This window comes from Streptomyces sp. SID5910, assembly GCF_009862125.1.
Taxonomy (GTDB): Bacteria; Actinomycetota; Actinomycetes; order Streptomycetales; family Streptomycetaceae; genus Streptomyces.
In genome coordinates, this window is record NZ_WWHX01000901.1 from 65,817 (window position 1) to 88,745 (window position 22,929).

General features: G+C 72.3%; 40 protein-coding genes. All 40 read right to left on the bottom strand.

The window, feature by feature from the left end; all coding sequences use genetic code 11:
• Positions 1-23: 23 nt before the first annotated feature.
• Complete coding sequence (locus GTW67_RS32020; RefSeq protein WP_161168240.1) at positions 24-236, bottom strand: hypothetical protein; 213 nt, start codon at positions 234-236, stop codon at positions 24-26.
• Positions 233-712, bottom strand: coding sequence for a hypothetical protein (locus tag GTW67_RS32025; protein WP_202437966.1), 480 nt, complete (start codon positions 710-712; stop codon positions 233-235). The genes GTW67_RS32020 and GTW67_RS32025 overlap by 4 nt, the downstream gene beginning before the upstream one ends.
• A complete protein-coding gene (locus GTW67_RS32030; RefSeq protein ID WP_161168241.1) occupies positions 709-1,185 on the bottom strand; it encodes a phage tail tube protein in 477 nt (158 codons plus the stop codon). Before GTW67_RS32030 ends, GTW67_RS32025 begins: the two co-directional genes overlap by 4 nt.
• A 12-nt stretch (positions 1,186-1,197) precedes the next feature.
• Positions 1,198-1,611 carry a phage tail terminator protein gene (locus tag GTW67_RS32035; protein ID WP_161168242.1) on the bottom strand — a complete coding sequence of 138 codons (414 nt, stop codon included), beginning with the start codon at positions 1,609-1,611 and terminating at the stop codon, positions 1,198-1,200.
• Positions 1,604-1,954 carry a hypothetical protein gene (locus GTW67_RS32040; protein ID WP_161168243.1) on the bottom strand — a complete coding sequence of 117 codons (351 nt, stop codon included), beginning with the start codon at positions 1,952-1,954 and terminating at the stop codon, positions 1,604-1,606. The genes GTW67_RS32035 and GTW67_RS32040 overlap by 8 nt, the downstream gene beginning before the upstream one ends.
• The gene (locus GTW67_RS32045; RefSeq protein WP_161168244.1) at positions 1,951-2,265 is read right to left on the bottom strand and encodes a hypothetical protein; all 315 of its coding nucleotides are present in this window, start codon (positions 2,263-2,265) and stop codon (positions 1,951-1,953) included. Before GTW67_RS32045 ends, GTW67_RS32040 begins: the two co-directional genes overlap by 4 nt.
• Positions 2,262-2,651: a hypothetical protein gene (locus GTW67_RS32050; protein ID WP_161168245.1), complete on the bottom strand. Its 390-nt coding sequence runs from the start codon at positions 2,649-2,651 to the stop codon at positions 2,262-2,264. The genes GTW67_RS32045 and GTW67_RS32050 overlap by 4 nt, the downstream gene beginning before the upstream one ends.
• 3 nt (positions 2,652-2,654) lie before the next feature.
• A complete protein-coding gene (locus GTW67_RS32055; protein ID WP_161168246.1) occupies positions 2,655-2,861 on the bottom strand; it encodes a hypothetical protein in 207 nt (68 codons plus the stop codon).
• Positions 2,862-2,878: 17 nt separating this feature from the next.
• The gene (locus GTW67_RS32060; protein ID WP_161168247.1) at positions 2,879-3,733 is read right to left on the bottom strand and encodes a N4-gp56 family major capsid protein; all 855 of its coding nucleotides are present in this window, start codon (positions 3,731-3,733) and stop codon (positions 2,879-2,881) included.
• A gap of 43 nt (positions 3,734-3,776) precedes the next feature.
• A complete protein-coding gene (locus tag GTW67_RS32065; RefSeq protein WP_161168248.1) occupies positions 3,777-4,418 on the bottom strand; it encodes a hypothetical protein in 642 nt (213 codons plus the stop codon).
• A 95-nt stretch (positions 4,419-4,513) separates the two neighbouring features.
• Positions 4,514-4,678 carry an Rmf/CrpP fold protein gene (locus tag GTW67_RS37200; protein WP_202437988.1) on the bottom strand — a complete coding sequence of 55 codons (165 nt, stop codon included), beginning with the start codon at positions 4,676-4,678 and terminating at the stop codon, positions 4,514-4,516.
• A gap of 4 nt (positions 4,679-4,682) precedes the next feature.
• Positions 4,683-6,926, bottom strand: coding sequence for a phage minor capsid protein (locus GTW67_RS32070; RefSeq protein ID WP_346010798.1), 2,244 nt, complete (start codon positions 6,924-6,926; stop codon positions 4,683-4,685).
• 15 nt (positions 6,927-6,941) lie between these two features.
• Positions 6,942-8,441: a phage portal protein gene (locus GTW67_RS32075; protein WP_161168249.1), complete on the bottom strand. Its 1,500-nt coding sequence runs from the start codon at positions 8,439-8,441 to the stop codon at positions 6,942-6,944.
• On the bottom strand, positions 8,428-8,625 hold the full coding sequence (locus tag GTW67_RS32080; protein ID WP_161168250.1) for a hypothetical protein: 198 nt from the start codon (positions 8,623-8,625) through the stop codon (positions 8,428-8,430). Before GTW67_RS32080 ends, GTW67_RS32075 begins: the two co-directional genes overlap by 14 nt.
• A gap of 14 nt (positions 8,626-8,639) precedes the next feature.
• Entirely contained in the window at positions 8,640-9,911 is a 1,272-nt protein-coding gene (locus GTW67_RS32085; RefSeq protein WP_161168251.1) for a PBSX family phage terminase large subunit, read from the bottom strand.
• Positions 9,895-10,449, bottom strand: a complete 555-nt coding sequence (locus GTW67_RS32090; protein ID WP_161168252.1) for a helix-turn-helix domain-containing protein — start codon at positions 10,447-10,449, stop codon at positions 9,895-9,897. The genes GTW67_RS32085 and GTW67_RS32090 overlap by 17 nt, the downstream gene beginning before the upstream one ends.
• A 20-nt stretch (positions 10,450-10,469) precedes the next feature.
• Positions 10,470-10,682, bottom strand: coding sequence for an Acb2/Tad1 domain-containing protein (locus GTW67_RS32095; RefSeq protein ID WP_161168253.1), 213 nt, complete (start codon positions 10,680-10,682; stop codon positions 10,470-10,472).
• Positions 10,683-10,765: 83 nt separating this feature from the next.
• Positions 10,766-11,188 carry a hypothetical protein gene (locus tag GTW67_RS37205; RefSeq protein ID WP_202437967.1) on the bottom strand — a complete coding sequence of 141 codons (423 nt, stop codon included), beginning with the start codon at positions 11,186-11,188 and terminating at the stop codon, positions 10,766-10,768.
• Positions 11,189-11,353: 165 nt separating this feature from the next.
• Positions 11,354-11,599, bottom strand: a complete 246-nt coding sequence (locus GTW67_RS32100) for a hypothetical protein (RefSeq protein WP_161168254.1) — start codon at positions 11,597-11,599, stop codon at positions 11,354-11,356.
• A complete protein-coding gene (locus tag GTW67_RS32105) occupies positions 11,571-12,038 on the bottom strand; it encodes a hypothetical protein (RefSeq protein WP_161168255.1) in 468 nt (155 codons plus the stop codon). Before GTW67_RS32105 ends, GTW67_RS32100 begins: the two co-directional genes overlap by 29 nt.
• Positions 12,039-12,115: 77 nt before the next feature.
• Positions 12,116-12,340, bottom strand: coding sequence for a hypothetical protein (locus GTW67_RS32110; RefSeq protein WP_161168256.1), 225 nt, complete (start codon positions 12,338-12,340; stop codon positions 12,116-12,118).
• A gap of 24 nt (positions 12,341-12,364) precedes the next feature.
• The gene (locus GTW67_RS32115; protein WP_161168257.1) at positions 12,365-12,976 is read right to left on the bottom strand and encodes a hypothetical protein; all 612 of its coding nucleotides are present in this window, start codon (positions 12,974-12,976) and stop codon (positions 12,365-12,367) included.
• A 16-nt stretch (positions 12,977-12,992) separates the two neighbouring features.
• Positions 12,993-13,295, bottom strand: coding sequence for a hypothetical protein (locus tag GTW67_RS32120; protein ID WP_161168258.1), 303 nt, complete (start codon positions 13,293-13,295; stop codon positions 12,993-12,995).
• Between the two features lie 121 nt (positions 13,296-13,416).
• A complete protein-coding gene (locus GTW67_RS32125; protein ID WP_237519129.1) occupies positions 13,417-14,232 on the bottom strand; it encodes a recombinase zinc ribbon domain-containing protein in 816 nt (271 codons plus the stop codon).
• A gap of 56 nt (positions 14,233-14,288) precedes the next feature.
• A complete protein-coding gene (locus GTW67_RS32130) occupies positions 14,289-15,356 on the bottom strand; it encodes a coiled-coil domain-containing protein (protein ID WP_161168259.1) in 1,068 nt (355 codons plus the stop codon).
• Positions 15,353-15,880, bottom strand: a complete 528-nt coding sequence (locus tag GTW67_RS37210) for a hypothetical protein (RefSeq protein WP_202437968.1) — start codon at positions 15,878-15,880, stop codon at positions 15,353-15,355. The genes GTW67_RS32130 and GTW67_RS37210 overlap by 4 nt, the downstream gene beginning before the upstream one ends.
• Positions 15,880-16,023 (bottom strand): hypothetical protein, encoded by a 144-nt coding sequence (locus GTW67_RS32140; protein WP_161168260.1) that lies wholly within the window; start codon positions 16,021-16,023, stop codon positions 15,880-15,882. The genes GTW67_RS37210 and GTW67_RS32140 overlap by 1 nt, the downstream gene beginning before the upstream one ends.
• Positions 16,020-16,211, bottom strand: coding sequence for a hypothetical protein (locus GTW67_RS32145; protein WP_161168261.1), 192 nt, complete (start codon positions 16,209-16,211; stop codon positions 16,020-16,022). Before GTW67_RS32145 ends, GTW67_RS32140 begins: the two co-directional genes overlap by 4 nt.
• Positions 16,212-16,362: 151 nt before the next feature.
• On the bottom strand, positions 16,363-16,665 hold the full coding sequence (locus tag GTW67_RS32150) for a hypothetical protein (RefSeq protein ID WP_161168262.1): 303 nt from the start codon (positions 16,663-16,665) through the stop codon (positions 16,363-16,365).
• The gene (locus GTW67_RS32155) at positions 16,662-17,603 is read right to left on the bottom strand and encodes a hypothetical protein (protein ID WP_161168263.1); all 942 of its coding nucleotides are present in this window, start codon (positions 17,601-17,603) and stop codon (positions 16,662-16,664) included. Before GTW67_RS32155 ends, GTW67_RS32150 begins: the two co-directional genes overlap by 4 nt.
• Before the next feature lie 78 nt (positions 17,604-17,681).
• A complete protein-coding gene (locus GTW67_RS32160) occupies positions 17,682-18,170 on the bottom strand; it encodes a single-stranded DNA-binding protein (protein WP_161168264.1) in 489 nt (162 codons plus the stop codon).
• Positions 18,170-18,667 carry an HNH endonuclease family protein gene (locus tag GTW67_RS32165; RefSeq protein ID WP_161168265.1) on the bottom strand — a complete coding sequence of 166 codons (498 nt, stop codon included), beginning with the start codon at positions 18,665-18,667 and terminating at the stop codon, positions 18,170-18,172. The genes GTW67_RS32160 and GTW67_RS32165 overlap by 1 nt, the downstream gene beginning before the upstream one ends.
• Before the next feature lie 163 nt (positions 18,668-18,830).
• Positions 18,831-19,007: a hypothetical protein gene (locus GTW67_RS32170; RefSeq protein ID WP_161168266.1), complete on the bottom strand. Its 177-nt coding sequence runs from the start codon at positions 19,005-19,007 to the stop codon at positions 18,831-18,833.
• Positions 19,004-19,495 carry a hypothetical protein gene (locus GTW67_RS32175; RefSeq protein WP_161168267.1) on the bottom strand — a complete coding sequence of 164 codons (492 nt, stop codon included), beginning with the start codon at positions 19,493-19,495 and terminating at the stop codon, positions 19,004-19,006. The genes GTW67_RS32170 and GTW67_RS32175 overlap by 4 nt, the downstream gene beginning before the upstream one ends.
• Complete coding sequence (locus GTW67_RS32180) at positions 19,492-20,181, bottom strand: cell surface glycoprotein (RefSeq protein ID WP_161168268.1); 690 nt, start codon at positions 20,179-20,181, stop codon at positions 19,492-19,494. The genes GTW67_RS32175 and GTW67_RS32180 overlap by 4 nt, the downstream gene beginning before the upstream one ends.
• Complete coding sequence (locus tag GTW67_RS37975; RefSeq protein WP_237519130.1) at positions 20,178-20,582, bottom strand: hypothetical protein; 405 nt, start codon at positions 20,580-20,582, stop codon at positions 20,178-20,180. Before GTW67_RS37975 ends, GTW67_RS32180 begins: the two co-directional genes overlap by 4 nt.
• A gap of 500 nt (positions 20,583-21,082) precedes the next feature.
• Positions 21,083-21,367 carry a hypothetical protein gene (locus GTW67_RS32190; RefSeq protein ID WP_161168270.1) on the bottom strand — a complete coding sequence of 95 codons (285 nt, stop codon included), beginning with the start codon at positions 21,365-21,367 and terminating at the stop codon, positions 21,083-21,085.
• Positions 21,364-22,176 (bottom strand): adenine nucleotide alpha hydrolase family protein, encoded by an 813-nt coding sequence (locus GTW67_RS32195; RefSeq protein WP_161168271.1) that lies wholly within the window; start codon positions 22,174-22,176, stop codon positions 21,364-21,366. Before GTW67_RS32195 ends, GTW67_RS32190 begins: the two co-directional genes overlap by 4 nt.
• On the bottom strand, positions 22,173-22,322 hold the full coding sequence (locus tag GTW67_RS32200) for a hypothetical protein (protein WP_161168272.1): 150 nt from the start codon (positions 22,320-22,322) through the stop codon (positions 22,173-22,175). Before GTW67_RS32200 ends, GTW67_RS32195 begins: the two co-directional genes overlap by 4 nt.
• Entirely contained in the window at positions 22,319-22,906 is a 588-nt protein-coding gene (locus GTW67_RS32205; RefSeq protein WP_161168273.1) for a helix-turn-helix domain-containing protein, read from the bottom strand. Before GTW67_RS32205 ends, GTW67_RS32200 begins: the two co-directional genes overlap by 4 nt.
• Positions 22,907-22,929: the final 23 nt, after the last annotated feature.

Consider the following 22,929-nt stretch of genomic DNA (forward strand, 5'->3'; position numbering starts at 1 on the left):
GTGTCCGGCGCGCGGCCGGTGTGTCAGTCGGTGGGGATGCCCGTGATGCGGGCGATCTCCTGGGGGTCGTCGACGCGGCGCGGTGTGCGCTGCCACAGGCGCGGGAAACGGGCCTGTTCGCCGAGCGTGGCGATCAGCGTCAGGAAGCGACGGGTCGACATACGGGCGAGCTGGTCGGGGGCCACCTGATGGTCACGGGACAGGTCGCCCTCGACCGCGGCCCAGTGGCGGATCACCGCCGCCCAGAACTCGCGGTCTTCCGCTTCCCCTTCTTGCGCCTCGCCGCCCGGTTCGGCGTCGCCGCTTTTCCCGCCTTGGCGGCTTCCTGCCTGTCGTACGCGTCGGCCGCGCCCTGCATGGTGAGGGCGCCGGGGGTGCGGATGTTCGCTGCCGAGTAGATGAGCACGACGGCGAACTGCCTGTCGGTCATGCCGTGCTCGGCCCACTCGTCGAGCGTGTCGCGGCCGAACAGGGGCCGGAGCATCTTGCGGATGTCGTCGGGGTTCGAGCTGTGCTGGAGCCGCTCCATGCCGAGCGTGAACATGAGCGGCATGGACTCGGGCAGCGTGTACCGCTTGCCGTACAGGGTGAACGGGTGGCGCGGCCGGTCGTCGACCTCCTCGGCAAAGAACGCGTCGAAGTCGTCGGCGGCCTGGGCGATCTCGGCTGCGGTGTCGAGCGGGTCACGCTCGAACTCGTCGTCGTAGCTCACGGCGTCGTCACCACATCCGCGGAGGTCGGCCAGCCGTTACGGCGGACCGTGCACGACCAGGACGTCTTGTCGTTGTTTCCGCCGCCCTGCTCGCCGGGGGTCATGGTCGCGTCCCACATGACCCACTTGTCCTGAGACTTGTGCCGCCACCTGATGGGGTTGTGGGAGTCGATGCCGACGCGGGGCGTCCACACGTGGTCGATGTACGCCTGGCCGGGGTCCTGCGCACCGGTCGTCTTGTCGATGCGGTACTGGCCTTCCAGGGAGAGCGACGCCCCGCGCTGCATGACGTCTTCCTCGTACGCGCCTTCGCTCTCGAACGCGACGGTTTCGGTGACCTCTTCGTTCTCGCCCGGGTTGGAGGTGAAGCTGTTCAGGCCAGCAATCGGCAGCCACGTGTCCGTGCCCGCGTCGATGTCCTGCACCTCGAATATCCAGCCGCGAGCATCGATCGGCCGTGTTGTGCCTGCCATGGGCAGTCCTCCTTACGGGGTAGGTGTGGGGGCCGCGTAGTCGATCGCGGCAGTGGTCACGTGTTCGTGGCGTCCGTTGGCGTCCACGCCCATCGGCGACGGGCGCGGCGCGGTGGCGAGGACCAGCCATGTGCCGTCGGGCAGCTCGATCCCGGCGAGGCCGTGTAGGGCGTCGCGGAGGGCGAGGCAGCGGCGTTCGGACACGCGCGGGTCGGGGGTGCCGCGGACGCGGATCTGAAGCTGAGCAGTGTCGGCGTCGTCGCGGGCGACGGGCGTGCCGTCGCCGTAGAGGGTGAGCGCAACGGCCTGGTCGGGGGCCGGCGGCATCGTGCCGACGTACGTGTCCCCGGTGACCCCTACGGGGTCGTAGGTGAGCAGGTCGAGGCTGGCGAGGTAGCGGGCGATCCCGTCGCCCAGGTCAGCCACGGAGAGCCCTCCGCACCTGCGCGGCGATCAGCTCCGTGATCGTGCCGTTCTCCTCGTGCAGCGGGCCGCGTAGGTACTGGGCGCTGCGCCCGGCATCGTGCCGCAGCGTCATGTCTTCGTGCTGCCTGACCGCATAGGGGGTGTCGTAGGACACGGCGGCGGTGATGTCGGCTTCGTCGACGGTCACGGTTGCCGACCGTTCGAGGGTGCCCTCTTCGATCGGGACGCGGGCCCGGGACACCTGAAGCAGGTGCTCGGCGCCGAGCCGCACGCCCCGCAGGGCGCCGGCGCGGGCGGCACGGTTCACGGCCTGGCCGTTCCAGCGGACTGGGGCGCGGCTCACTCCGCGTTCACCTCCGTGCACTCGGGCACCGGAAGCCCCGGCGCGGTGTAGTCGGCGACGCTGATCGCCCGGGTGACCCGGCCGCCTGGCAGGGTGATGCGGGACTCAGGCGGGCAGTCGAGGCCCGGCGCGGTGATGATCTGCGCGGTGGCCGTCACCTCGCGGCCCTGCGCGTTGCGGACGGTGCGAATGTTCGGGGTCACCAGCGCGGCGACCTCGGCGGGCGGCCCGTACGTCGGGCCGTACGCGGAGTCACCCGCGTACGGCTCCACCGTGATCTGGTGCCTGAGCAGCCACTCGGGGAGGTTCACGTGATCACCCCCGGCAGGAGTCCGGCGAGGGTGAGGGCCCGCTCGGCGCGCGGGCCGAGGTCGACGCCCCCTGCGGCCTGCGGGGCGTCGCGGCGGTCGCCGAGGGTCACGGGCCCGATGGACACCGACCCCCAGCGGCCGGCCGCGCCCGTGCCGTCGTCGCCGGACGCCTGCCGGTACTCGACCTGCGCGCACACCGCGTTGGCGAGGGCCTGCACGATGGCCGGATCGGTCGGCATGCCCGCCGCGTCCGTGACGTACCAAGCGGTCAGTAGCGCGGTGTCGACGTCCTCGGATGCGCGGGCGAGCTGGCGTTCGGCATCGTCCGGCGCGGGCTTACCGGTCCACGCTGTGAGCTGCTCGGGGGTGGCGTAGACGCGGCGCATCGCTCACCCCCCGTACTGCTCGATGAGCTGTTCCTTGGTCATGGACTCGTGGTTGTCCGGGTCCTGCTTGTCCGCGTAGGCGAGCCATTCGGCCTTGGACGCGGAACGGGCCGGACGCTCGATGTCGTCCGGCCCGTTGTCCCCGCTCGGCGGCGGGTGGGGTTCGTCCTCGCCCGTGTCGGGGGCGGGGTGGTAGCGGCGCAGCAGCACGGCGGCGCCCTCCTCTCTTATTCGGTGGCGAGGGTGCCGACGCAGACGCCCTTGTCGTCGAGGCGCTTCACGGCGTAGTGGAGCGTCGTCGCGATCACGGTCGTGCGCTTGAGGATGTCCCGGTCGGTCTCCACGAGGGGGCGCCGCTTGTAGAGCAGCCCCAGCGAGTTCCGCTTGAGCAGCATGAACTTGCCCGCGGCGATCCGGTTGGTGACGATCACGGGCACGCCCGCAATGGCGCCGATCTGGCCGGTGGTGACCGGGGTCGCGGTGCCCAGCTTGGCCGCGTCGATGAACCGCTCATCGGCGTACGCGTCCATGAGCTGCGCCGAGTTGAGGAACACGCCGGCGAACTCCGACGGCTCCCACTCGTCACCGAACTGCGCGATCGCCGGGACCATGGCGTCGGCCCACGAGAACTTCGTCTTCCCGGCCGCGGTGGTGAACCGGAACGGGTTGCCGCCACCCTGCGCGGACTCGTCGGCCTGCGCCTGCGCGATGAGGGACGCGTCGACCTTGCGGGCGGCGAGGACGCCGAACTGCCGGTGGGCCTCGTCGTTCGCGTTGCCGAGCGCGGTGAGAACCGCGGTGTCGGTCAGCTCGACGGCCTTGCCGGCCTCCTTGATGGTGGCCTTGTCGCTGGTCTGCTTCATCTCGGACGTGCCCATGGCGACGCCCTCGGTGAGGTCGTCGAGCTCGCCGAGCGGGGACCACTTCGGGAAGTTGACCGTGTCGCCGGGCTGGCCGGTGAGTCGGTCGTCGGTGAGTACCGCGGTGCTGCCACCGACGCGGACGGCGCCGGTGAACTTGGCCTGGGACATGTCGCCCCAGACCTCGGGGACGATCAGGTCGGCTGCGGTGGTCTCGGGCACGGGGCCCTCCTATCGGGATGTCGGCGCGGGGGCCGGGCGGGGGTCAGGAACCGGCGAGACGCCGGTAGGTCTCCGGGTCGGAACGGAACAGGTCGGCGCGCTCGGCGTAGCCCATCGCGGCGAACTGGGCGGGGGTGATCTCGTTGCTGCCCGGGGTGAAGTCGGCGCCGGCGCGGGCCGGGCCGGCGGCGAGCCGCGGGTTGGCCCGCACGGCGGCGGTGATCGCGGCGGTGACGGCGGCCTGGTCGACCGGGTCGACGGCGGCGAGCGCGGACATGGCCGACTGGGAGTCGAGCAGGGCGACCGGGTCGGCCTGCGCGGCGGGCGCGGCACGGAGTACGGCGGCCTGCACGGCGGCGGTCCGGGCCTGCTCCTGCGCGGTGGTGAGCTGCTGCTGCGCCCACCGCGGGAGCTTGGACAGGTCGCCCTCGGGGGCCTGCGCGGGCGCGGCCGGGGGCGTCGGCTGCGGGGCAGGCTGGGCGCCCTGGATGAGCTTCTGCGCCCACTCGGGGAGCGACGACACGTCGCCCTCGGCGGGCTGCTGCGGCGGCGCGGCCGGGGGCGCCGGCGGGTTGGCCGGGTCCGTGGCCGGAGGCGTCGGCGCGGGCGGGTTGGCCGACGGTGCCGGAGAATTGGCCGGGTCCGTCGACGGGTCGGCGGCCGGGGCGGGGGACGGATCGGGCACGGTGGCTCCTTGTGGCGACTGGGTGCGGGCATGCGAAAGGGGGGCCCGCCGTGGTGGCGGACCCCCCTTCGGGGTCGTGCTGTCAGTGGGGTGTGCTAGGCGTCGTCGTCCTCGGTCGGCCTCGGCGCGGTGCTCGCGTAGCCGCGAATCCACGCGGTACGCAGTAGGTCGCGGTGAGGGCAGGCGGTCGGCGGGTCGCCTCGGCGGCCGGCCTCGGCTCCGTCCTGCATGGCGCGGACGATGTCTTCGCGCGTGCCCACGGCGTCACCTCTTCTTCTGCTCGGCCCACTTGTTCTCGCGGGCGCCGGCGGCCCAGCGTTGCGTGCGGCCGGTGACCTGCTCGATGAACTCGGCCTGCGTCAGGCGGCCGTTCTGCTCCCACCACTCTTTCAGCTCGTCGGACGCCCGCGCATAGGCAATGCGGGCGGGACCGGAGAACAGGGCGAGCGGCGAGTGTCCGGCGAGGCTGGCGGCCTTGTTGAGTAGGTAGCCGTTGCACGCGTCGTGCGCGGCGAGCATCTGCTGATAGACGTACTCGTCGTACATCTTGCGGGCCTCGGCCCGGGTGATGGTGTGCCGCTCGTCCTGGTCCTCGTCGTCGCCGCGGTGCTGCTTCGCGGCGGCGGCCCTGAGCGCGGAGAACGCGGCATCGTCGTCGGCGAGGGCGCCCCACCCTTCCGGGTCGGGTGCGGGGTTCATCGCGTCGGCGAGGGCGTCACGGTCGGCGAGCAGGTCGGCGACGGCGTCACCCGTGGCGGCCGGCGCCGGTAGCTCGATGGCGTCGCGGCGGTCCATCTCCGCGGCGATCCGCAGTACCTCGTCATTGTCGGCGTACGACATGGCCCATGCGAGGGTGTCGTCGCCGACGGCGGCGAGGTCGTCGGCGAGCCGGCCGCCGGGGAACATGCTGGCGAGCAGGTCGCGGCGGTGTGCCTCGGCTGCGAGGTCGGCGACGTCGTCTGTGCCGTGGGCGATGGCGTCGCGGACACGCGCGGCGAGCTGGTCGTCGGACAGGCCCACAAGGTCGGCGCGGACGCCGGGGAGCCGGGCCGCGACGTCGCGGCGGTCCAGTTCGGCGGCGATACGGATCGCGTCGGCGTTGTCGACGTGGCCGATCACGCGGCCAAGCTCGGCATCGCTGAGCGCGGTGAGATCGTCGGCGAGGGTGCCGCCCGGCGCGGCGCGGTCGAGTAGCTGCTCGGTGTCGCGGCGGTCGGCCTCGACCTCGATCCGGCGGCGGGCCCGGGAGTCGAGCAGGTTCGAGCGCATGGCGGCGGCGAGGTCGTCGTCGCTCATGGCGCGCACGCTGGCGTCGTCGCCGGACCACACGCGGGCGGCCTCGATCTGCTCGGGCGTCGGATCGTTGCGCGGTGGCCGGCGGTTGGCGGGGAGCTGCGACGGGTCGAGCTGCTCGCGGTGGCGCAGTCGGCGGAGGTCGGGGTGTGCGGCGAGATGGTCACGCTGCGCCTTCTGCCACTGGCGGACCTTCGCGCGGGCGATGCGCTGCGCTGTGGGGTCGGTGGCTGCGGCCTCGCGGCGCTTCCACTTCCGAATCGTGCGCTCGATCTCGCGCTGTCGCTGCCCGGCCTCGTAGCCCTCGGGGTCGCTCGTGGGCGTCTCCAGCCGCGTAACGCCCGGGGTGTACATGCTCACGGAGTGGCGGCAGTTCGGGTGCTGCAAGCCGCTCTGCCGGGCTTCGTCGAGTGATCCGGCGACACGGACGCGGACCATGCGGCCGTCCTCGATGCCGTGTTCCGCCTCGACGATGCGCGCCCCCGCGGGCCCGCTGATCGTCAGTACCTTGCCTTCCCAGCGGCGGCACAGGGGGCACTCGCGCGGTGCGTCCGACACGATGACCAGGTCCACGCCGTGGTTGGAGAGGGTGCGCATGTGGGCCTCGGTGGCGGCGCGGCCGACGGACGTACGGACGGCCATCTCGGCGTATGCGGGCAGTGACCAGCGGCGGCCGGACCGGTCAACGAACGACGTCACGCCCTCATCGGCCCAACGGCGCATCGCGTCCTGTGTGGCCTGGCGGCGGGTGCCGGTGCCGAGTAGCGGCGTGGCGGTCACCTCGGCGACGACGGCCCGGAAGCGGTCCACGATGGTGCGCAGGATCGACCGGTGCCGGTCGGTGACGACGTCGACGGCCTGCTGTGCGAGGCGGTCGACGCTCTGTGCGTTCGGGGTGACGTCGTCGACCAGGCGGCGCGCGTCGTCGGACAGGGCGCCCAGCTCGGCCACGCCCGCCCGGGCACCCGTGCTGTACGCCTCGGCAACGACGTCGAAAATCTCTAGCGTCGCGGCCTTGCCCAGCTCGTCGACGACGCCCTGCGAGGCGCGCCTGAGCGTCTGCACGGCGGCGAGTTTCCGCTCGGCCCAGCTGGGCGCGTCGAGGTCCCGGGCGAGCTGCCGGGCGATGATGCCCAACAGCCGCTCCTCGGCCTGCGCGTACAGGTCGCGGGTGCCCGCGGCCAGATCCTCGACCATGCCGGGGTGAATGGCCACGGGGCGCCCCCTTCTCTACGCGGCGAGCGGGTACGTGCCGCCCGGGTCTCCCGGGTCGGGGGCGCCGGCGCCGGTCTCCCGCAGGATCGCGACGACCTCCGCCTTCACGTCCGCGTCGTCCCACTCGGGGTTCAGCAACTTCACCTTCGTCTTGGTCGACACGGCCCCGGCACGGGCGAGCAGCTCCAGCGTGGTCGCCTGCTGCTGCGCGCTCTCGGTGGCGCCCCTGAACTCGACGCGGGGCCGCTCGGGGGTCGCCTTGCTGCCGAAGTGGACGACGTCAACCTGCATGTACGCGTGCAGGATGTCGCCGAGCCCGTGCCGCCAGTGACCGGTCTTCGCCTTCCGGGTGACGTCGGAGCGGGCGTCCTTCGAGTCGACCTCGGTCGCGGTGACCGGGGCCCCGTCCGTCTCCAGCCCGAAGCTCTGCGGCGAGTAGCCGGCGGCCTGCGCAGCCTGTCGGGTGATCGCCTCCGCGGTGGCCTTGTGTTCCTCAACTCGGATGGCGAACTGATTGACGGTGATGCTGGCGGCGCCCTGCTCGTTCGGCGGGATCTTGAGCGTCTGCCACAGCTCGCGTTCCTCGTCGAAATCGGCGCCGGCACCCGGGCCGTTGTTCCGGAGGTACCCGTCGGGAACGATCAGCCGGGACCGGGCCAGACGGAGATCCCGCATCCATGACGTCCATGTCTCGTCGAGGCTGTCGAACATGTCGTAGATCGGCGCGGCATAGTCCGACCGGCCGACCGGTGAGCCGCGGTGCAGCCTGTGGGGGGTCATGTTCGGCACGTACGCGGCCGTGAGTCCCCGGATCAGGGTTGCGGTCGCCCCGTCCTTGTCGACGGTCGGCGCGATGCTGGCGATGTCGGGGTGCTCGGTGAGCGGCACGGCCCGGCCGATGTTGTCGCGCGTGCCCTGGTACAGGGCGTGGCGGATGAGGCCCGGCTCGTGCTGTTCGAGGTGCCGCCACACGGTGCCGCCCTCGATCGATCCGGACAGCTCCCGCCAGAACGTCACGGCGCTGAGCATGCCGTGCCGGAACTCGGGAACGGCCTGGTCGGGCTGCATCGCGGACAGGAGGGGCCGCTCTGCAAGCTCGCGGTCCCACGCCACGCGCAGGTAAATCCCGCCGAGCGCGGCGGCCTGCTCGGCTGCGCCCATGAGGGTCTGATGTACGCGGCCGGCGTCGAGCTGCTCGTCGAGCCGCTCCTGTGCCGCCGTGTTCGTGACGGTGATGCGCGGCATGTCGGCGAACAGCAGCGCGGCGGACGTAGCGGCGATGTCGCCGGGCAGGGGGATGTGTAGCCGATGGTCGCGGCGGCCGTGCTGCGTGGGGCTCCTGCGGGACCACAAGCCCCGCAGCCCCCGGCGGCGTTCGGCGCGGTGACCGTGGCCGTAGACGTGGGCGAGGCGCTTCCGGTCGCCGCTGTACCACGCGTCATCGAGGCGCATACCGGCGTAGTACGGGGCCCACTGCGGCGGCGGCCACGCGGCGCCGTTCTCAGGCAGTGGCATCGGGGCTCACCTCCTGGTCGCCGGCGCGGTCGAGGGCGTCGGCTGCGGCCCGGAACAGGTCGGCGAGGTTGTGCGCGACGGTCTCGCCGGGGTCGAGAGTGAGCGTCCCGACGTCGGCCGTGTAGTCGCCCACGATGAGCGTCACGGGCAAGGTGACCGGGGGGAACAGTGGCGTGACGACCATGGGCGGCGGGTCTCCTATGCGGCGAGGGTGAGCAGGTGCCGCCACTCCTGGGCGGTCGAATGGATCACGTAGCGCAAGGCGTCCACGCTGTGGTCGTTGAGCTTGACCGGGCGGTCTTCGCCCTTCTCGGCGGCCTTCTCGTCCCACACGTAGCCGGGCAGCTCGTCGAGCAGACCGGTACAGGATCGGTGGATGCGCAGTAGGCCGGCGGCGAGCAGCGACGCCACGGAGCGGATGCCGTCGACGACGTCGTTCGTCGCCTTGGCCAGGTTGGGGAATCCGTCCTCGTACGCCTGCGTGATGAAGCTCGCCGCGCTCGGGTCGACGAACGACCATTCGGGTTCTACGCCCTTCGGCGCGGTGGCGGGTGCGCCCGGCGGCCGGTAGTCGGCCAGCCACGCCCGGATCGCCGCGCTGTACTGCGCGTCGGTCATCTGGCGTTGCGCCTTGCGGGAGTCGTGCCGCCACTCGGCGCACGCGTACAGGCGGCCGTCGACGCCCTCTCCGAGCAGGATCACGCTGGTGGCGTTGACGGTGCCGTAGTCCATGCCCAGCCAGTAGCGCTTCATCTCGGGCAGGGTGTCGACGACGTGCTCGGCCTCGTCGTACGCCTCGTAGATGGCGCCCTCAGCCATGACCCACAAGCCGAGGACGTTGCGCTTGTAGAACAGGCCTCGGTACGACGCCTTCGTGCGGGCCTTGTAGGCCTCGGACAACCCGGGGTTGTCGTCCATGACGAAGTGCCAGCTACGGAGGCGGGTCTCGCGCGGGCGAAGTAGGTACTCGGTCTTGGCCCAGTGGTTCGGGTTGTCGGGGTTGGTCGTGGCGTAGATCTTGCTGCCCTCGACCGAGCAACGGGCGTTGAGCTGGTCGTAGAACGACTTGGGCAGTGTGGTCAGCTCGTCGACGTACCCGCCGGCGCAGGTCAAGCCCCTGACCTTGGGCTCGGCCTGGGCGTCGTTGGCGCCGAGACAGTGCACGGTGCGCCCCAGCACGTTCGCTGTGGGCGCGCCGTTCGTGTAGTGGATATCCCGCGTGAGCGAACCGAAGATGGTCGGATCGGTCAACGGCCCGAACACGTTTCGGGCGAGGCTGTCGCGGGTGCGCCCGACCATGACCAGCTCGCCACCGTCGGGCCGGTTGCACACGAAGTCCAACCAGCCGATCAGGCTCGCGATGGTCTTGCCGGATCGGACCGACCCTTCCCACACGTTCTGAAACGCGCGGGCCTCCATGATCGAGTCGATTTGCTTCGGGGAGAGGGCGAGGCTAGTCGTCGTCGTCATCGGCGGCGGCCTCCGGCTCCTGGTGCTCCGGGGGCGGCCCGCCGTGACGTTCGATGTAGTTCCGGGCGAGGCCGGCCATAAGGTCGCCGATCACGCTGCGGGACTCGGCGCCGGCGTCGTCCTTCGGCGGCACCAACTTCAAGGACCGGTCGACGGCGGTCGCGATGATGGACATGATCGACCGGCGGTCGGCGGCGGTCGGCTCGTCGGCGAGTTTCTGCGCGTAGGTGTGGTCCTTGCCGCCCCACTCCCAGTAGAGGGTGGGTGCCTGCATCTTCCCCAGCTCGCGCTCTGCGGCGTCCTGTAGTGCCTCGGCGAACGCGGTACGGCGTGCGGCGAGATCGGCCTTGCGTACGGCGGTGGCGGCCTCGACCTGCGGGGCCCGGTCGAACGTGAGCGGCGGATCGAAGGCGTTCGCGATCTTCGAGACGGTCGAGGGGCTGCGCTTGATCGCCCTCGCGATGTCGTTGCGGCTGGTGCCCTTGGCGTGCAGTCGCTTGACGGCCTGGCGGTCCTTGTCGGTGATGGGGCGGGCCATGGCTCACCCCCTTGGCGCGGTCAGGTCTGGCGGGCGAGCGCCGCGTTCCCCCAGAACATCGCCTCTTCGATGGCGGTGATGGCGAGGGACTTCTCGCGGCCGTCGGGGCACGTCTCGTTGATGTGGTCGGCGAGGCGCCGGCAGTGCTGGCGTACGGAGGTGTGGGCGTCGCGCTTCTCGTTGGTGGTGGCGGCGTGGAACGCGAACCGGTGCTCGATGTCCTCGGGGCTCATGGGCGGTGCCTTCCGTCGGTGGCATGGGGAACGCCCCACCGCTACGGGGGCGCGGTGGGGCGTTGGTCTGGTGTGGCGCGGTGCTACGCGGGGCACTTCGCGTTCGGCTGCGCCTCGTACTCGCTCTTGCCGTCGTCGAGGCCGGTCGCCGCTGCGCCCATGTTGCCCACGGCCTTCTTGCCGTTGGCGAGGCGGGCGCCGCCGGGGGCGCAGTTGATCTCGACGAAGTAGCCGGCGTCCTCGCTCAGCTTCCCGGCGACGTCCTCGAACACGTCCTGCATGCCGTCCGTCGTCTTCACCTCGACGGTGACGATGCGCTGGTTGCCGCTGTCGTCCTGGCGGGTGATCTCGTAGGCCGGCGTGTTCTTGGGTGCGGCGTCGGTGCTGTCGTCGCTGCTGCACGCGGTGAGCGTGGCGAGGGCGGCGGCGAGCAGGACGGCGGCGGTGGCGGTGCGCTTCACGGTGTGGTCCCCCACGGTGGTACGGGTGTGTCTGGTGTGAGACATGGCGGGGGGCCGGATGGTTGTACGAGGCATGCGAACGCCCCGCGGTCGTGGGGACCTGCGGGGCGTTCGGTGTCAGTGTCCGGGCACGCCGGGGACGGCCCAAAGGTAGATCACGGAATGGTCACGGCGCAACCCGCGCGCGGACCGACGCGCGACCGGTCGTGGCTACGCTCGGCTCCGTCGGTCGCGGCCTGCGGCCTCCTCCCACGTGAGCGTGAATTGGTGGTACGCCTGGCCCTTGGCCACTCGGTCGAGTTCCGAGCGGGTGCGTTCGCGGGCTGCGTCGGCAGCTTCCTCGGCCCGCCACTCGACTACTTCCTCGGGCGTGGCGTCCACGATCACGAAGGCGTCCGGCACGCTGTCGAACACGGCGAGGCGGCCGTCAGGCTGCTGGATGATCTGTTGCCCCATGGGTGGGTCCTTCCGTGGCGATGGCGGCGAGGTGGTGCGCGGTGGTGCGCATGGTGGTGCGTCGGGCGTTGGCGGCGGCGCGGAGGTAGCGCCGGATCGGGTCGGGGAGTGCTCCGGTGCGCGGGTCGGTGAGCACGTTGAGATCCTGGATCAGGGTGGGGTCGAGGGGGTAGAGCAGGCGTGGTGCGCGGACGACTCCGCTGGTCAGGGTGATGGTGCGCTCCGGTGCGGGGGACGGTGCGGGCGTGGTGCGCTCCGCCTGTTCCGGGGCGCGCTCCGCCGGTGCGGGGGTGGTGCGGAGGATGCGGCCAACGGTGGTGTGGTGCATGCCGGTCTGGCGCGCGACGGCGCGGTGGGAGTGGCCGGCTGCGGCGAGCTGGTGCACCAGGGCGGTGCGCTCGGCGCGCGTCATGGGGCGGGTAGCCTGGGTGGTGGTCATCGGGGGTTGCTCCCGGTGGTTAGTCGGGTCCGGCCGGTGGTGACGTCACCGTGTCCGGGCCCGCGCTCGTTGGTGAGTTAGTTGGGCTCGCAGATGAACGCGAGGGTGGACGTGGTGCCCAAATTGAGCTTCAGGTCGGCCACGGTCTGGGCGAGGACGGCGCGGTAGACGTCCTGCCGGGTGCCGCCCGGCTTGACCTCGACGGTGCTCTCGGCGTTGGCGTAGCGGGTGCGGACGACGCCGTCGAGGCCTTCCTCGACGCATACCAGGCTGAGGATCCAGTGGTACGTGCCTGCCTGCATTGGTTGCTCTCCTTCGGTGGTGGGTTACTCGGCGGCCGGGCAGTCCTCGCCCGACCAGTTCTTGTGTGCGAGGTTGCAGCGTCGGCACCGCAGGCCGGCGCTGGGTGTCGGGTGATGCCAGTCGTGCCCGCTCGCGTCGTCGGCTTCGGCCTGGGCGGCGCGGTGCTCGCGGAGTACGCGGTAGACGTAGGACTCGGTGACGCCGAGATCGTCGGCGGTGTCGGCGGCGCGGACGCCGGCGTCGGCGTCGGCCTGGATGAGTCGGGGGGTGATGGCGGCGGCGGCCTCGGCGGCGAGGCGCAGGGCGCGTACCTCGCTGGTGTCGAGGCTGTCGGCGAGGCGGTCGAGCAGCTCGGCGCGGCCGTCGGGGTCGTCGGCGGTACGGTCCCAGTCATCGGCGATGGCGCGTACGGTCTCGAACGGGTCGCGGTCCTCGTCGGGGTCGCCGCCGGCCGCGATGATCTCGGCGCGGCGAGCGCGCTCGAAGCGTTCCATTTCGGCGAGTAGGTCGGCGTACAGCTTGTTGATGGCGCTCCTGCCCTTCATGCGGCGGGTGATTTCGACGGACGAGTAGGTGCGTCCGGTCTCGTAGCCGTGGGCGGTGGTGGGCTGCTCGTCGGGCTGCTGGTCGGGCATGTCGTCTCCGTGGGGGTCAGGCGAACAAGGCGCCCTGTTCGGCGTCGGGCGTCATGTCGAACAGGGTCGGCTCGGGCGAGGTGGTGCGGGTGCCGATCCAGTCGGCGCGCCACGTGTCGGCCTCGGCGGTCGGCTTGTCGAGCCATGCCTCGGCGGTGGCGGTGGCTTCGGCGCGGTCGCGGGCCTCGGCCGTGACGCAGCGGGTGCACATGCGGGTGCCGACGCCGGGTGCGCCGGCGGTGCGTCCGCAGTAGGTGAGGTGGCTGCCGGGCTGCTTGTAGTGGCTGGTGCGGCCGCGCCCGGTGAAGCAGGTGCGCATGGGGGTTGCTCCCTTCAGTGCCGGGTGACGTCCGGCACGGCCGACTGTACTGGGTACTGTACTGAGTGCACAATCGGATCGGGGAAAGGGGCGCGCCCAACTCGCGGCACGCCCCCGGGTGTTACGCGGCGTCGGCCTCGGCCCGCTCCCGGGCGGCGTGCATCGCGGCCCACAGCCCGACCAGTTCGGCGCCCCGCCACGTGCGCCGGCGCCCGTCGAGGATGACCGGGGCCCCGCACGCCTCGCCGCGGTCGCACGTGACGTACGGTTCGCCGCCGCGACGGGTGTGGCCGGTGAGGGTGTCGCCGCACCAGGGGCACGGCTCGGTCAGCTCCGTCGTGCGGCCGTCGCGCTGTAGGGCCCGCTCGACGGTGGCGCGGGCGCGGCGCACAGTAGCGGCGGCCTCGTCGAGGGTGCGGAGCGGCACGGGCTGGAACAGGTCGCCGTGCTGCTCGCCGAGTATGCGGCCCTCGATCCACACGGCGGCCCAGTGGAGTCCGTAGGCGCGGCTGCCGGGGCTGGCGGCGCGGGCGGTCACGCTGGCGTTGTGGGTGGGGAGGTGCCAGCGGGCCGGGTCGTCGCGGTCGTCCTGGTCGACGGCGGGGCGCTGCGCCTGCTCGGCGATCCGGTCGGCCAGCTCGAACAGGGCCCGCTCGACCGACAGGGCGGCGTCGAGGGCGTCGAGGTTCGCGGGCGCCGGGTGCTCGCGGAGGATGAGCGGCATGCGGCCGATGACGGGGTCGGCGTCGTGGTCGCGGGCGGCGGCCTGCATGTCGACGGTGCGGTATTCGCGCGGGGGCCACTCGGTGGCGGGCGGGGTGTCGATGGCGGCGAGCAGGTCGCCCCACTGCTCGCGGATGGCGCGGAGATCCTCGGCGGCGGTGGTGATGGTGCGCATGGTGGCGACGGCGGCGGCGTCAAGGGCGGGCGTGTGCATGGCGGGTTGCTCCTGGTCGAGCGGGCGCCCCGCGGGTGAGGCGGGGCGCCGGGTGATCACGGGTAGACGGCGAGGCAGACGGCGCGACACGGGCAGTCGTCGGGGCACAGCTCGGCGAGGGTGGCGCGGACGATATCGGCGTACTCGTCGGCGACCGTGGCGCGGGCCTGGAACTCGCGGCGGAACGCGAACGCGGAGAGGATGCGCCGGCCGATCTCGCGGTCGGCTTTGGTGCGGCCTGCGGCGAACAACTCGGAGCCGTGGGCGGCGGCACGGTGTGCGGCCTCGACGATGGGACGTTCGGCGGCCATGGCGGCGCGGTCGGCCTTGCGGTCGCGGCGGCAGGCGTACCACGCGAGGCGGTACCGGTTGGCCTTGTGGCGGGCGTCGTGCAGCGCGGCGGCGATCACGGCGCGTTCGTGCTCCAGCTCCTCGACGCGCTTGCGGTCGGCCTTGACGGCGGCGCGGGCCGCCCACTCGTGCGCCTGGGCGGCCCAGTCGATGAGTGCCGGCCACTCGTGATCGCCGTGGGCGTGCAAGGCGGTGGCGAGGGCCTGGCGCTGCTCGGCGAGCTGCTGCTCGGCTTCGGCGCGGGCGGCCTCGGCGTCGTTGCTGCACTGGTGCGCTGCGCGTTGCAGCTCCTCTGCCTGCTCGGCGCGCTTCGTCAGTTCCTCGAATCCCTCAGCAAGCCCTTCGGCGGTCTGCTGCCGGATGGCGTCGAGTCGGCCGGCGAATGTGTCGGCGGCGGCCTGGCGGTACTTCTCGGCGGCCCGGTAGCCCTCGACTTCGGCCTCGGCCTGCTCGGCGCGCCGCTGGGCGTCGCGGATGCGGTCGAGGGGACGCGGGCCGAGGACGGACCGGTACGCGGTGAGCTGCTCCTCGGCGTCGAGGGCGCGCTGCTCCAGTTCGCGTATCGCGTCGTCGGCGGCGGCGCGGTGCTTGCCGTAGGCGGTGCCGGTCTCGGCGAGACTGCGGCGGGTCTGGTCGTAGGCGCGCTGCTCCTCGCGTACGGACTCGACCATGAGCGCGGCTTCGGCGGTGGTGAGGTTGCCGCGGAGAGCGCGGGACAAGAGGTTGTCGAGTAGGTCGCGGCGGTCGCGGCGGCGCTGGGCGGTCGGCTTCACTGCTGCTCCTCGGCTTCCTGGCGTGCGGTGTCGGCGATGGTCGACAGGCGGGCGACGAACGCGGGCAGCGCAGCGAGGGGGATGGATGAACCGCTGGGGCTGGTTCGGAAGTAGATGCCGGGGTTCTCCTGGCCGTGGGCGAGGTAGACGGCGGGGGCGACCAACAGGCGGTCTCCGTCGACATCGGCGTGTGCGTAGGTCGGCCGGCCGTCGGGGTCGGGCTTGTACTGCTCGGGCTCGGCCTGGCCGATGGGCGTCCACGTGGTGTGGGCCTGCTCGATGTGGCCGGACACGACTCCGTCACGCGGCCCGCCGTAGGCGTCGACGGTGTGGAACGTGAGTTGCCCGCGGGCGGCACCGGGCGTGTTGTAGGGGCCGTAGGCGGTGGTGTACTCGGGGCCGTCCCACAGGAATCGGGGCGAGGCGAGGTTGCCGCGTTCCCAGTTCGGATTGTCGCGGCGCTGGCGGGCGACGATGACGACGCGGAACATCTGGTGTTCGTCGCTGACGAGTCGGCGGGCCATCAGGGGCGCTCCTTGGTGGCGTCGAGGATGAGCAGGACGGCGATGGCGTAGGCGAACGCGGCGATGGTCCAGTTGCCGTCAAGGGCGTACTCGGTGGCGCTGCCGGTGCATGCGGCGGCGAGCAGGAACGGGATCGCCTTCACTGCTGCTGCTCCTTGGTGGGGGCGAGTCCGTCGAGGACGGGCGGGACGATGCGGCACACGCTGTTGAGGCAGACCTGTTCGGCGTGGGCGACGTAGTGGACGTGGTGGCCGGCGGCGAGCAGCTCGTCGGCGGCCTGGCGGGCGGTGTGGGTCCGGCCGGTGCGGCGGGGGTGGGTGGGGGCGGTCATGGCTGGCGTTCCTTGCGGGCGAGGATGCGGGCGCGGTGCCATCGGTTGGAGAACGGCACCCCTGCGAACAGGAGGGAGGGGGAGAGGACTAGGCCGGTGCGATGGGCGAGGTACCGCCACGACAGGCGGCGGTACCTCGCTGGGCGGTGGGTCAGTGGCCGCGAGGGTTGCACTGGGACAGGGGGCATCCGTGGGTGTGGCACCAGTCGGGGGACCGCTCGTCGATGGCGGTCGCGGCGATGTGGTCGGGCTTCACGGCGGAACGTTCCTTCCGGGCGGTGTTGCGGGCGAGGCGCAGTAGGTCGCGGTCGTCCTGGGCGGCGCGGCGTGCGGCGCGCCATTCGGGGGTGCGGTGGTCGAGGGCGCGGCGTGCGGCGTGGCAGGCGGCGAGGGCGAAGGGGAGGCCGGACGCGGTGACGCCGGCCACGACCGCGGCGCCTTCCATCGGGGTCACTGCTGCGCCTCGGCGGCTTTGCGGCGCAGCGTCGCGGCGAAGCGGGTGAAACAGTCGTTGACGTGCTCCTCGGCCTCGCCCATGGGGTTGGTGATGAGGTCCCGCTCGGTGAGGCGGGCGGCTTCGAGCAGTCCGGCGGCGTAGGCGCTGCCGTTCTTCGGGGCGAGGGCCTTGGCGGTGTCGTCGGCGATACGGTCACGCTGCTTGGTCAGCTCGGCGACGTCGGCGCGCTCGGCGTTCAAGGTGCGCTCCAGCTCTACGCGCTTCTGCTCCAGCCGCGCCACCGTGGCGACAGCCTCGGCCAGGCGCTCGCGGAGCTTGGCGGCCTCGGCGCGGGCGTCGTCCCGCTCGATGGCGGTCTCGGCGTACAGCTTGACGGCGTGCTCGGCGCGGGCCTCCCACGTAAGCGAGTTGCCGGGGTGGGGGAACGGCTCGATGCCCTGGGCGCGGGCGTAGTTGTCGAACCGGTCGGCGGCCATGCGGAGGCCGTACGCGACGGCGGACGGGTCCATGCCGCCGGTGCTGGCGGCCTCGATGGTGAGGTCGGCATCGGGGTCATCGGCGGGGCGCAGCGTGATGGACGCGGACGGCTCGGCGGCCGGCCGCTCGGCGACGGAGCGCCACGCCTTCACCGTGTGGTCGTACTCCTCGACCTCCTCGCCCACGATGTGGTCGCGGTAGTCCCACTCGTCGTGGTCCTCCTGCACCTCCGTGAGTCCCTGCTCGTACGTGACGCGGTACGCCTTGCCGTCGTCGGGGGCGCGGAACACCAGCTCGTGCACGGACACCCAACGGCGGGTGGCGGTCTGCTCGCGGTGCAGCTCGACCGCAGCGTGCGGGAACTCGGCCGCGTTGCTCTCGTCGGCGAGGTCGTTCGGCACGCCCCACTCGGCGAGCTGGTCGCGGTGGAAGACGCGGGCGGCGGTCTGGGTGGTCATCGGGGGTTGCTCCTGTCTCGGTGACGTCGAGGTGATCCCGCGCGCGGCCGGCGCGGCGACCGGTCGCGGGCGAGGGGCTTAGAAGGGGGGTTCGTTGCTGCCCTGTGTGGCCCATGGGTCGCGCTGCTGGCCGTAGCCGTTCTGCTGCTGCTGGCCGTAGCTCTGCTGCTGGGCGGCGTAGCCTCCGCTGCTCTGCTGCTGGCTGTTGGCCTTGGTGATGGCGGCAGTGGCGCGCTGGAGGCTCGGGCCGACGTCCTCGGCCTCGATCTCGTAGACGGTGCGCTTGACGCCTTCGCGGTCCTCGTACGACCGCTGCTTGAGGGCGCCGCGGACGATGACGCGGTCGCCGCGCTTGAGGCTCTCGGTGATGTTCTCGGCGAGCTTGCGCCACGCGTTGACGGTGAGGAACAGGCTCTCCCCGTCCTTCCACTCGTTGGTGGACTTGTCGAAGGTGCGGGGCGTTGAGGCCATTCGGAACTTGGCGACGGCGTGCCCGGACGGGGTGAACCTCAGCTCGGGGTCGTCGACCAGGTTGCCTTGGTAGGTGAGGAGGGTTTCGCCGGCCATTAGGCGGCCTGCCTTTCGGGTGTGGTGCGGGTGCGTGTGCGTTCGCATGTGCGGCATGCGCGGCTGCCGTCGGGGCGGCGGCGGGTGTTGTCGGCGTCGTAGGGGTGGCCGTGGGCGCAGTGGGTTTTGCGCGCGTTGATCGCGGTGGGGCCGGTCGACCGGAGGGTGTTGGTGCGGTGGTCGGTCAGTTCGAGGTGGGCGACGTTGACGCAGTTGCGGCGGCGGCACTTGTGGTCGACCTCGGGGCGCTGCTCGTCGTCGGCGGGCTCGGGGAGCGGGGCGTGTGCCTGCTCGTAGGCGTACTGGTGTGCGCGGACGGTGCGGCCGTTGACGCTGAATGCGCCGTAGAACTCGCCGTGTTCGCCGGCGTCGTGGGGGCGTTTGCTGCGGGCTCCGCCTGTCCAGAGGTGGCAGGGGCCGGGGGCGCCGCGGTAGAGGCTCACGGGGCCGCGGGGGTTGATCTTGGCGGCGAACCGTTCGGCGGCGGTGAGCGTCATCGCGGTCCCCTTCGGTGCTGAGCCTGGGCTCTCGGTTCGTGGCGCCGGTGCGTACTCGGCTGCCGTAATGCTTCAGTCGTGAGTGATCTCGAACCACTCACGCGTGAAACGTAGCACGCAGGGGGCGCCCTGGATTCGTTCTGGGGCGCCCCCTGTTGGCGGGCTACGCGGCCCGCTGTGGGGCGCTAACAGTGCTGGTGGGGGCGATGGTCCACCCGGCGGTTTCCAGGGCCCTGATGACGCGTGCGGCGGTCGTGCCGGGGCGCTGCTCCAGCTCGGCGAGGTGGGCGTCTTCGAGGGTGGCGCGGACGACGGCGACGGCGGCCGGGGGCGTGGTCACGGGCGGGCTCCTGCGGTGTGGCGGGCGGTGACGCGGCCGGTGGCGTCGCGCATGACCGGGGGGCGGGCCATGAGGCGGGCGAGCTGCTCGTGTTCGGCGGTGGTGGCCTCGGTGCGGGCGCGGTCGTGGTGGGCGGCCTGGGCGGCTATCTCGGCGTCGAGGCGGGCGGTGCGCTCGGCTTCGGCCTGGGCGGCGCGCTGCTGCCTGCGGTCGGCCGCTGCGGCGTCGAGGCGGGCGGGTCCGTCGAGTGTCTCGACGGTGCGCCACTGGAAGCCGCGGGAGCGCTGCACTTCGACGTAGGCGCCTTGGTCGGCGAACTCCTCGGCGAGGCGGCGGGCCTTGGCGCGGTCGGGGGTGATGCGGATGGCCGGCCGGTCGGGGCGGTCGGGCCAGACGGCCTCGACGCGGTAGAGCTTGCCGTTGCGGGTCTGGTCGCCGCCGCGGTTCTTGCGGTGGAAGCTGCGGGCGGACTTCGGGGTGGGGCTCATGCTGCGGGCTCCTGGGCGTAGTGGGCGGCGGTGGCGTGGTCCTTGCGGGTGGGGTGGGGGGTGCGGGTGTTGCCGCGGTGGTCGCGGCAGGGGGCGTTGCGGTCGGCGCGGCAGTGCTTGTAGGGGCACGGGATGTTGAGCGGGTCGGGGGCGCCGGCGCGGGCGAGCTGCTCGCGGCGGGCGCGGTGGGGCCGGTAGTCGGCGAGGGTGTCGGCGACGCTGGGCGGCATGTAGGTGCCCAGCTCGGCGAGACGGCGGCGTACTTGGGCGGCCATGGGGCCCGCGGTGAGGGCGCGGTGGGTGGTGGGGGCCTGCTGGCCGGTGGCGATGGCGCGGCGTTCGGCGCGGAGTGCGGCCACGTAGGCGTCGCCGGTCTCGTCGTCGGGGTCGATCTCGGGGTGTGCGGTCGGTTCGAACGTGCCGACGTGGCGGCGGTTGAGGACGTCGGCCTTGTGGGCGTGCCAGGGGCGGGATATGTCGCTGGGCTGGATGCGGTAGGGGTTGCGGGCGATGTAGCCGCGGGCGATCTGGGCGGCGTCCCATCCGTGGGCCTGGGCGGGGACGTCGCTGAGCAGGTCGCACCACTGGGCGAGGCGGTCTTCGGCGGCGCCCTGGTCCTCGACGTTCATGCGGGGGTCGAGGCGGACGACGTAGGCGAGCAGGGCGGCGACTTCGCGGGGGTTCACTGCTGGGCCTCCATGCGGGCGAGGGCGGCGGCGAGGTAGTCGGCGGACTGGGCGGCGCGGCCCTTGCGGGGGGCGGCGCGGTCGAGAGGGATGACGTCGGCGTTGGGCCCGGTGGGGGCGGCGGGAACGGTGCCCGCGGCCGGGGCTGGGGGAAGGCTGGTCCATGCCCGCAGGAAGTAGCGGGCGGAGCTGACGCGCTGGCGGGCGGCGATGGTGACGGCGTGCTCGGCGAGCATGTCGATGCCGGACTTCTTGATCATGGCGTCGAGGCGAAGCCATTCGCCGGCGGTGAGGTCCCATCCGACGTAGACCTTCGCGGCGGTGATCCGGTCGACCAGGGGGCGAGCGTACGGGGGGATCGGGTCGAACGGCGACGCGGGCGAGGCCGGTCCCTCACTCACTCCTTCACTCTCTCTATCTATGGGTGGGTGATGTGGTCCGGATTCCGGACCACAAGCGGTCTGCAATCCGGACCACAAACCGTCTTGGGGCTCATCGGCTACCGGTCCGGATTCCGGACCACTAGCGAGGGTCGTTGTGGTCCGTGTGCCGGACCGCAAACCGTTTGCGGTCCGGATTCCGGACCGCTCGGCGGGGGCCGTTTGTGGTCCGTAGTCCGGACCGCTACGGACGTAGTTGACGGCGCCCGGGATGCGGTACAGAACCGGCCGGCTGCCCTTGGCGGGCTCGGCGATCTCCAGATCACCCGTGGCGACGGCATCGGCGATGGCCTTGACGGCGACGCCCTTGCCGACGCCTCCGAGGCGGCGAACGGCTTCAGCGGCGCCGAGGCGCGCGGTGGCGTCGGGGCCGGTCGTCTTGTCCGCGACGGCGAGCACGACCAACCGGGCGTTACCGCGTGAGCGGGCGTGCTTCCATGCCCAGTCGTAAGCGTCGAGGGTCATCGGGCGGCCTCGGCGGCGAGCTGGGCGGCCCACTGGTCGAGCAGGCTGGTGCGGGCGGCGGCGAGGCCGACGCACCGCGGGCACCACGCGAGGCCGGCGGGCGGGGCCGCGGGGGCGGGGTCGAGGATCACGGCCGGGCTGTGGGTGACGGTCCATCCGGTGGTGCCGCATTCGGCCTGCCTGCCGGGCATGGGGCCGTCCTCCCGCATGATGTGCAGGCGCCGGACCTGGGAGGCGCGGCGGCCGGACTGGGCGCTGTAGCCGCGGTAGAAGGCCCTCATGTCATGCACCATCCGGAGTCGCACAGGCCGTCGGCCTCGTCGAGCATCGGCAGTACGTCGACGCCCGCGGGGATGGCCTCACGGAGCGGCCGACCGAACCGGGTCAGGTAGACGTGGTCCTTGCCGAGTTCGTCGCGCCGTTCGTTGAGCAGGTCTTCGAGGGCGCATGCCTGGGCGAACTCCTCGGGCTGCTCGCGCCGCATGTCGTGCCACGTCTCCGGACGGTGGAACGGGCAAAAGAAACATGACGACTTCGGCGGGACGGGCAACCCGGCTTCGCGGATGACCCGGGCACAGTCCGTACGGCGTAGACCGAGGTCGAGCAGTGGATACGTGATGACCTCGTGCGGCTCCGTACGCCGGTTGTTCGCGCGGTGGATCTCGTCGACGCTGATGCCGATGCCGATGGTGGCCGGGCTGTCCGCGGTCGCTCCGCGCCGCTTCAGTTCCTTCGCGATCACCTTGATCTTGAAGTCGGCGGTGCAGCTCCGGGTGCCGGGCGCCCCGTTGGACATGCGGACAGGGATCGGGAGGGAGCGGGAGCCGGGGCGTGTGAGGCGCTGCCACAGGGTCTCTATGGAACCGTCCCGCTTCACGCGGTCGAGCGTCACCAGCTCGATGCCGCGGTCGGCTGCGAACGGGCGGGCGTACTCCTCGACGTACCGCAGCGTCGCGGGGCTCTCGGAGTCGTCGCCCACGTTGGCCATGAGGAACAGGGGGAAGTCGATGCGACGCTGAGCGGCCAGCACAAGCAGGGCTGTGGACTGCACGCCTCCGCCGTAGCTGATGGAACGGAGTGGGGTGGTCACGGGCTTTCCTCGCGTCGGTGGGTGCGGGCGGGCTGGTGGTCGTCGCACTTCCAGCCGCACGGGTAGGGGCGGGCGGGCTGGGCGTGGCATCGGGGGTTGCCGTGCTCGCAGGACGGCGGCGGCTCGTCGGTCGGCGGTCGGCTCATGCGGTGGCCCGTCGGCGGGCGTCGCGGAGGGCGTGGCATGCGGCGCAGTACGGGCGGCCGTCGCGGTCGTAGCGACGGTGCACGGCGGTGGGGTGTCCGGCGGTGCACTCCGTGAGCAGGGTGGCGCGGCCGACCAGGGCGGCGAACTGGGCGCGGTGGCGGGCGCGGCCGGGGTCGTCCTCGACGCACTGCGGGGCGACGCATCCGGGGCGGTCGCACTCGGCGGTGACGCGGCCGATCGGGTCGCGGCCGGTGCGGATGCGGAAGGCAACGGCGCGGGCGGTGTACTCGCGGCCGTGGTGGGTGAGCACCATCGTGCCGCTGTTCAGGCGGTGGCGGCCGGTCCACTCCATGTGTCCGCCTTCGACGGGGCGGGCGAGCGTGTGCCACTTCTCGGTGAGGGTGAGCGGCGACTTGTTGGCCGGCGTCGGCTGCTTCGCGGGGCCGTAGCCGAGGCGGGCGCGGTAGCGGGCGGCTGTGGTCTTGTCGACGCCGAGTTCGCGGCGGATGGCCTTGTTGGTGGCGCCCTGGGCGAGCAGCTCGGCGATGCGGGCGCGGGTGGCCGGGGTGAGCGGCTGTGGCATTGCGGTCTCCGGGTGGTGCGGGC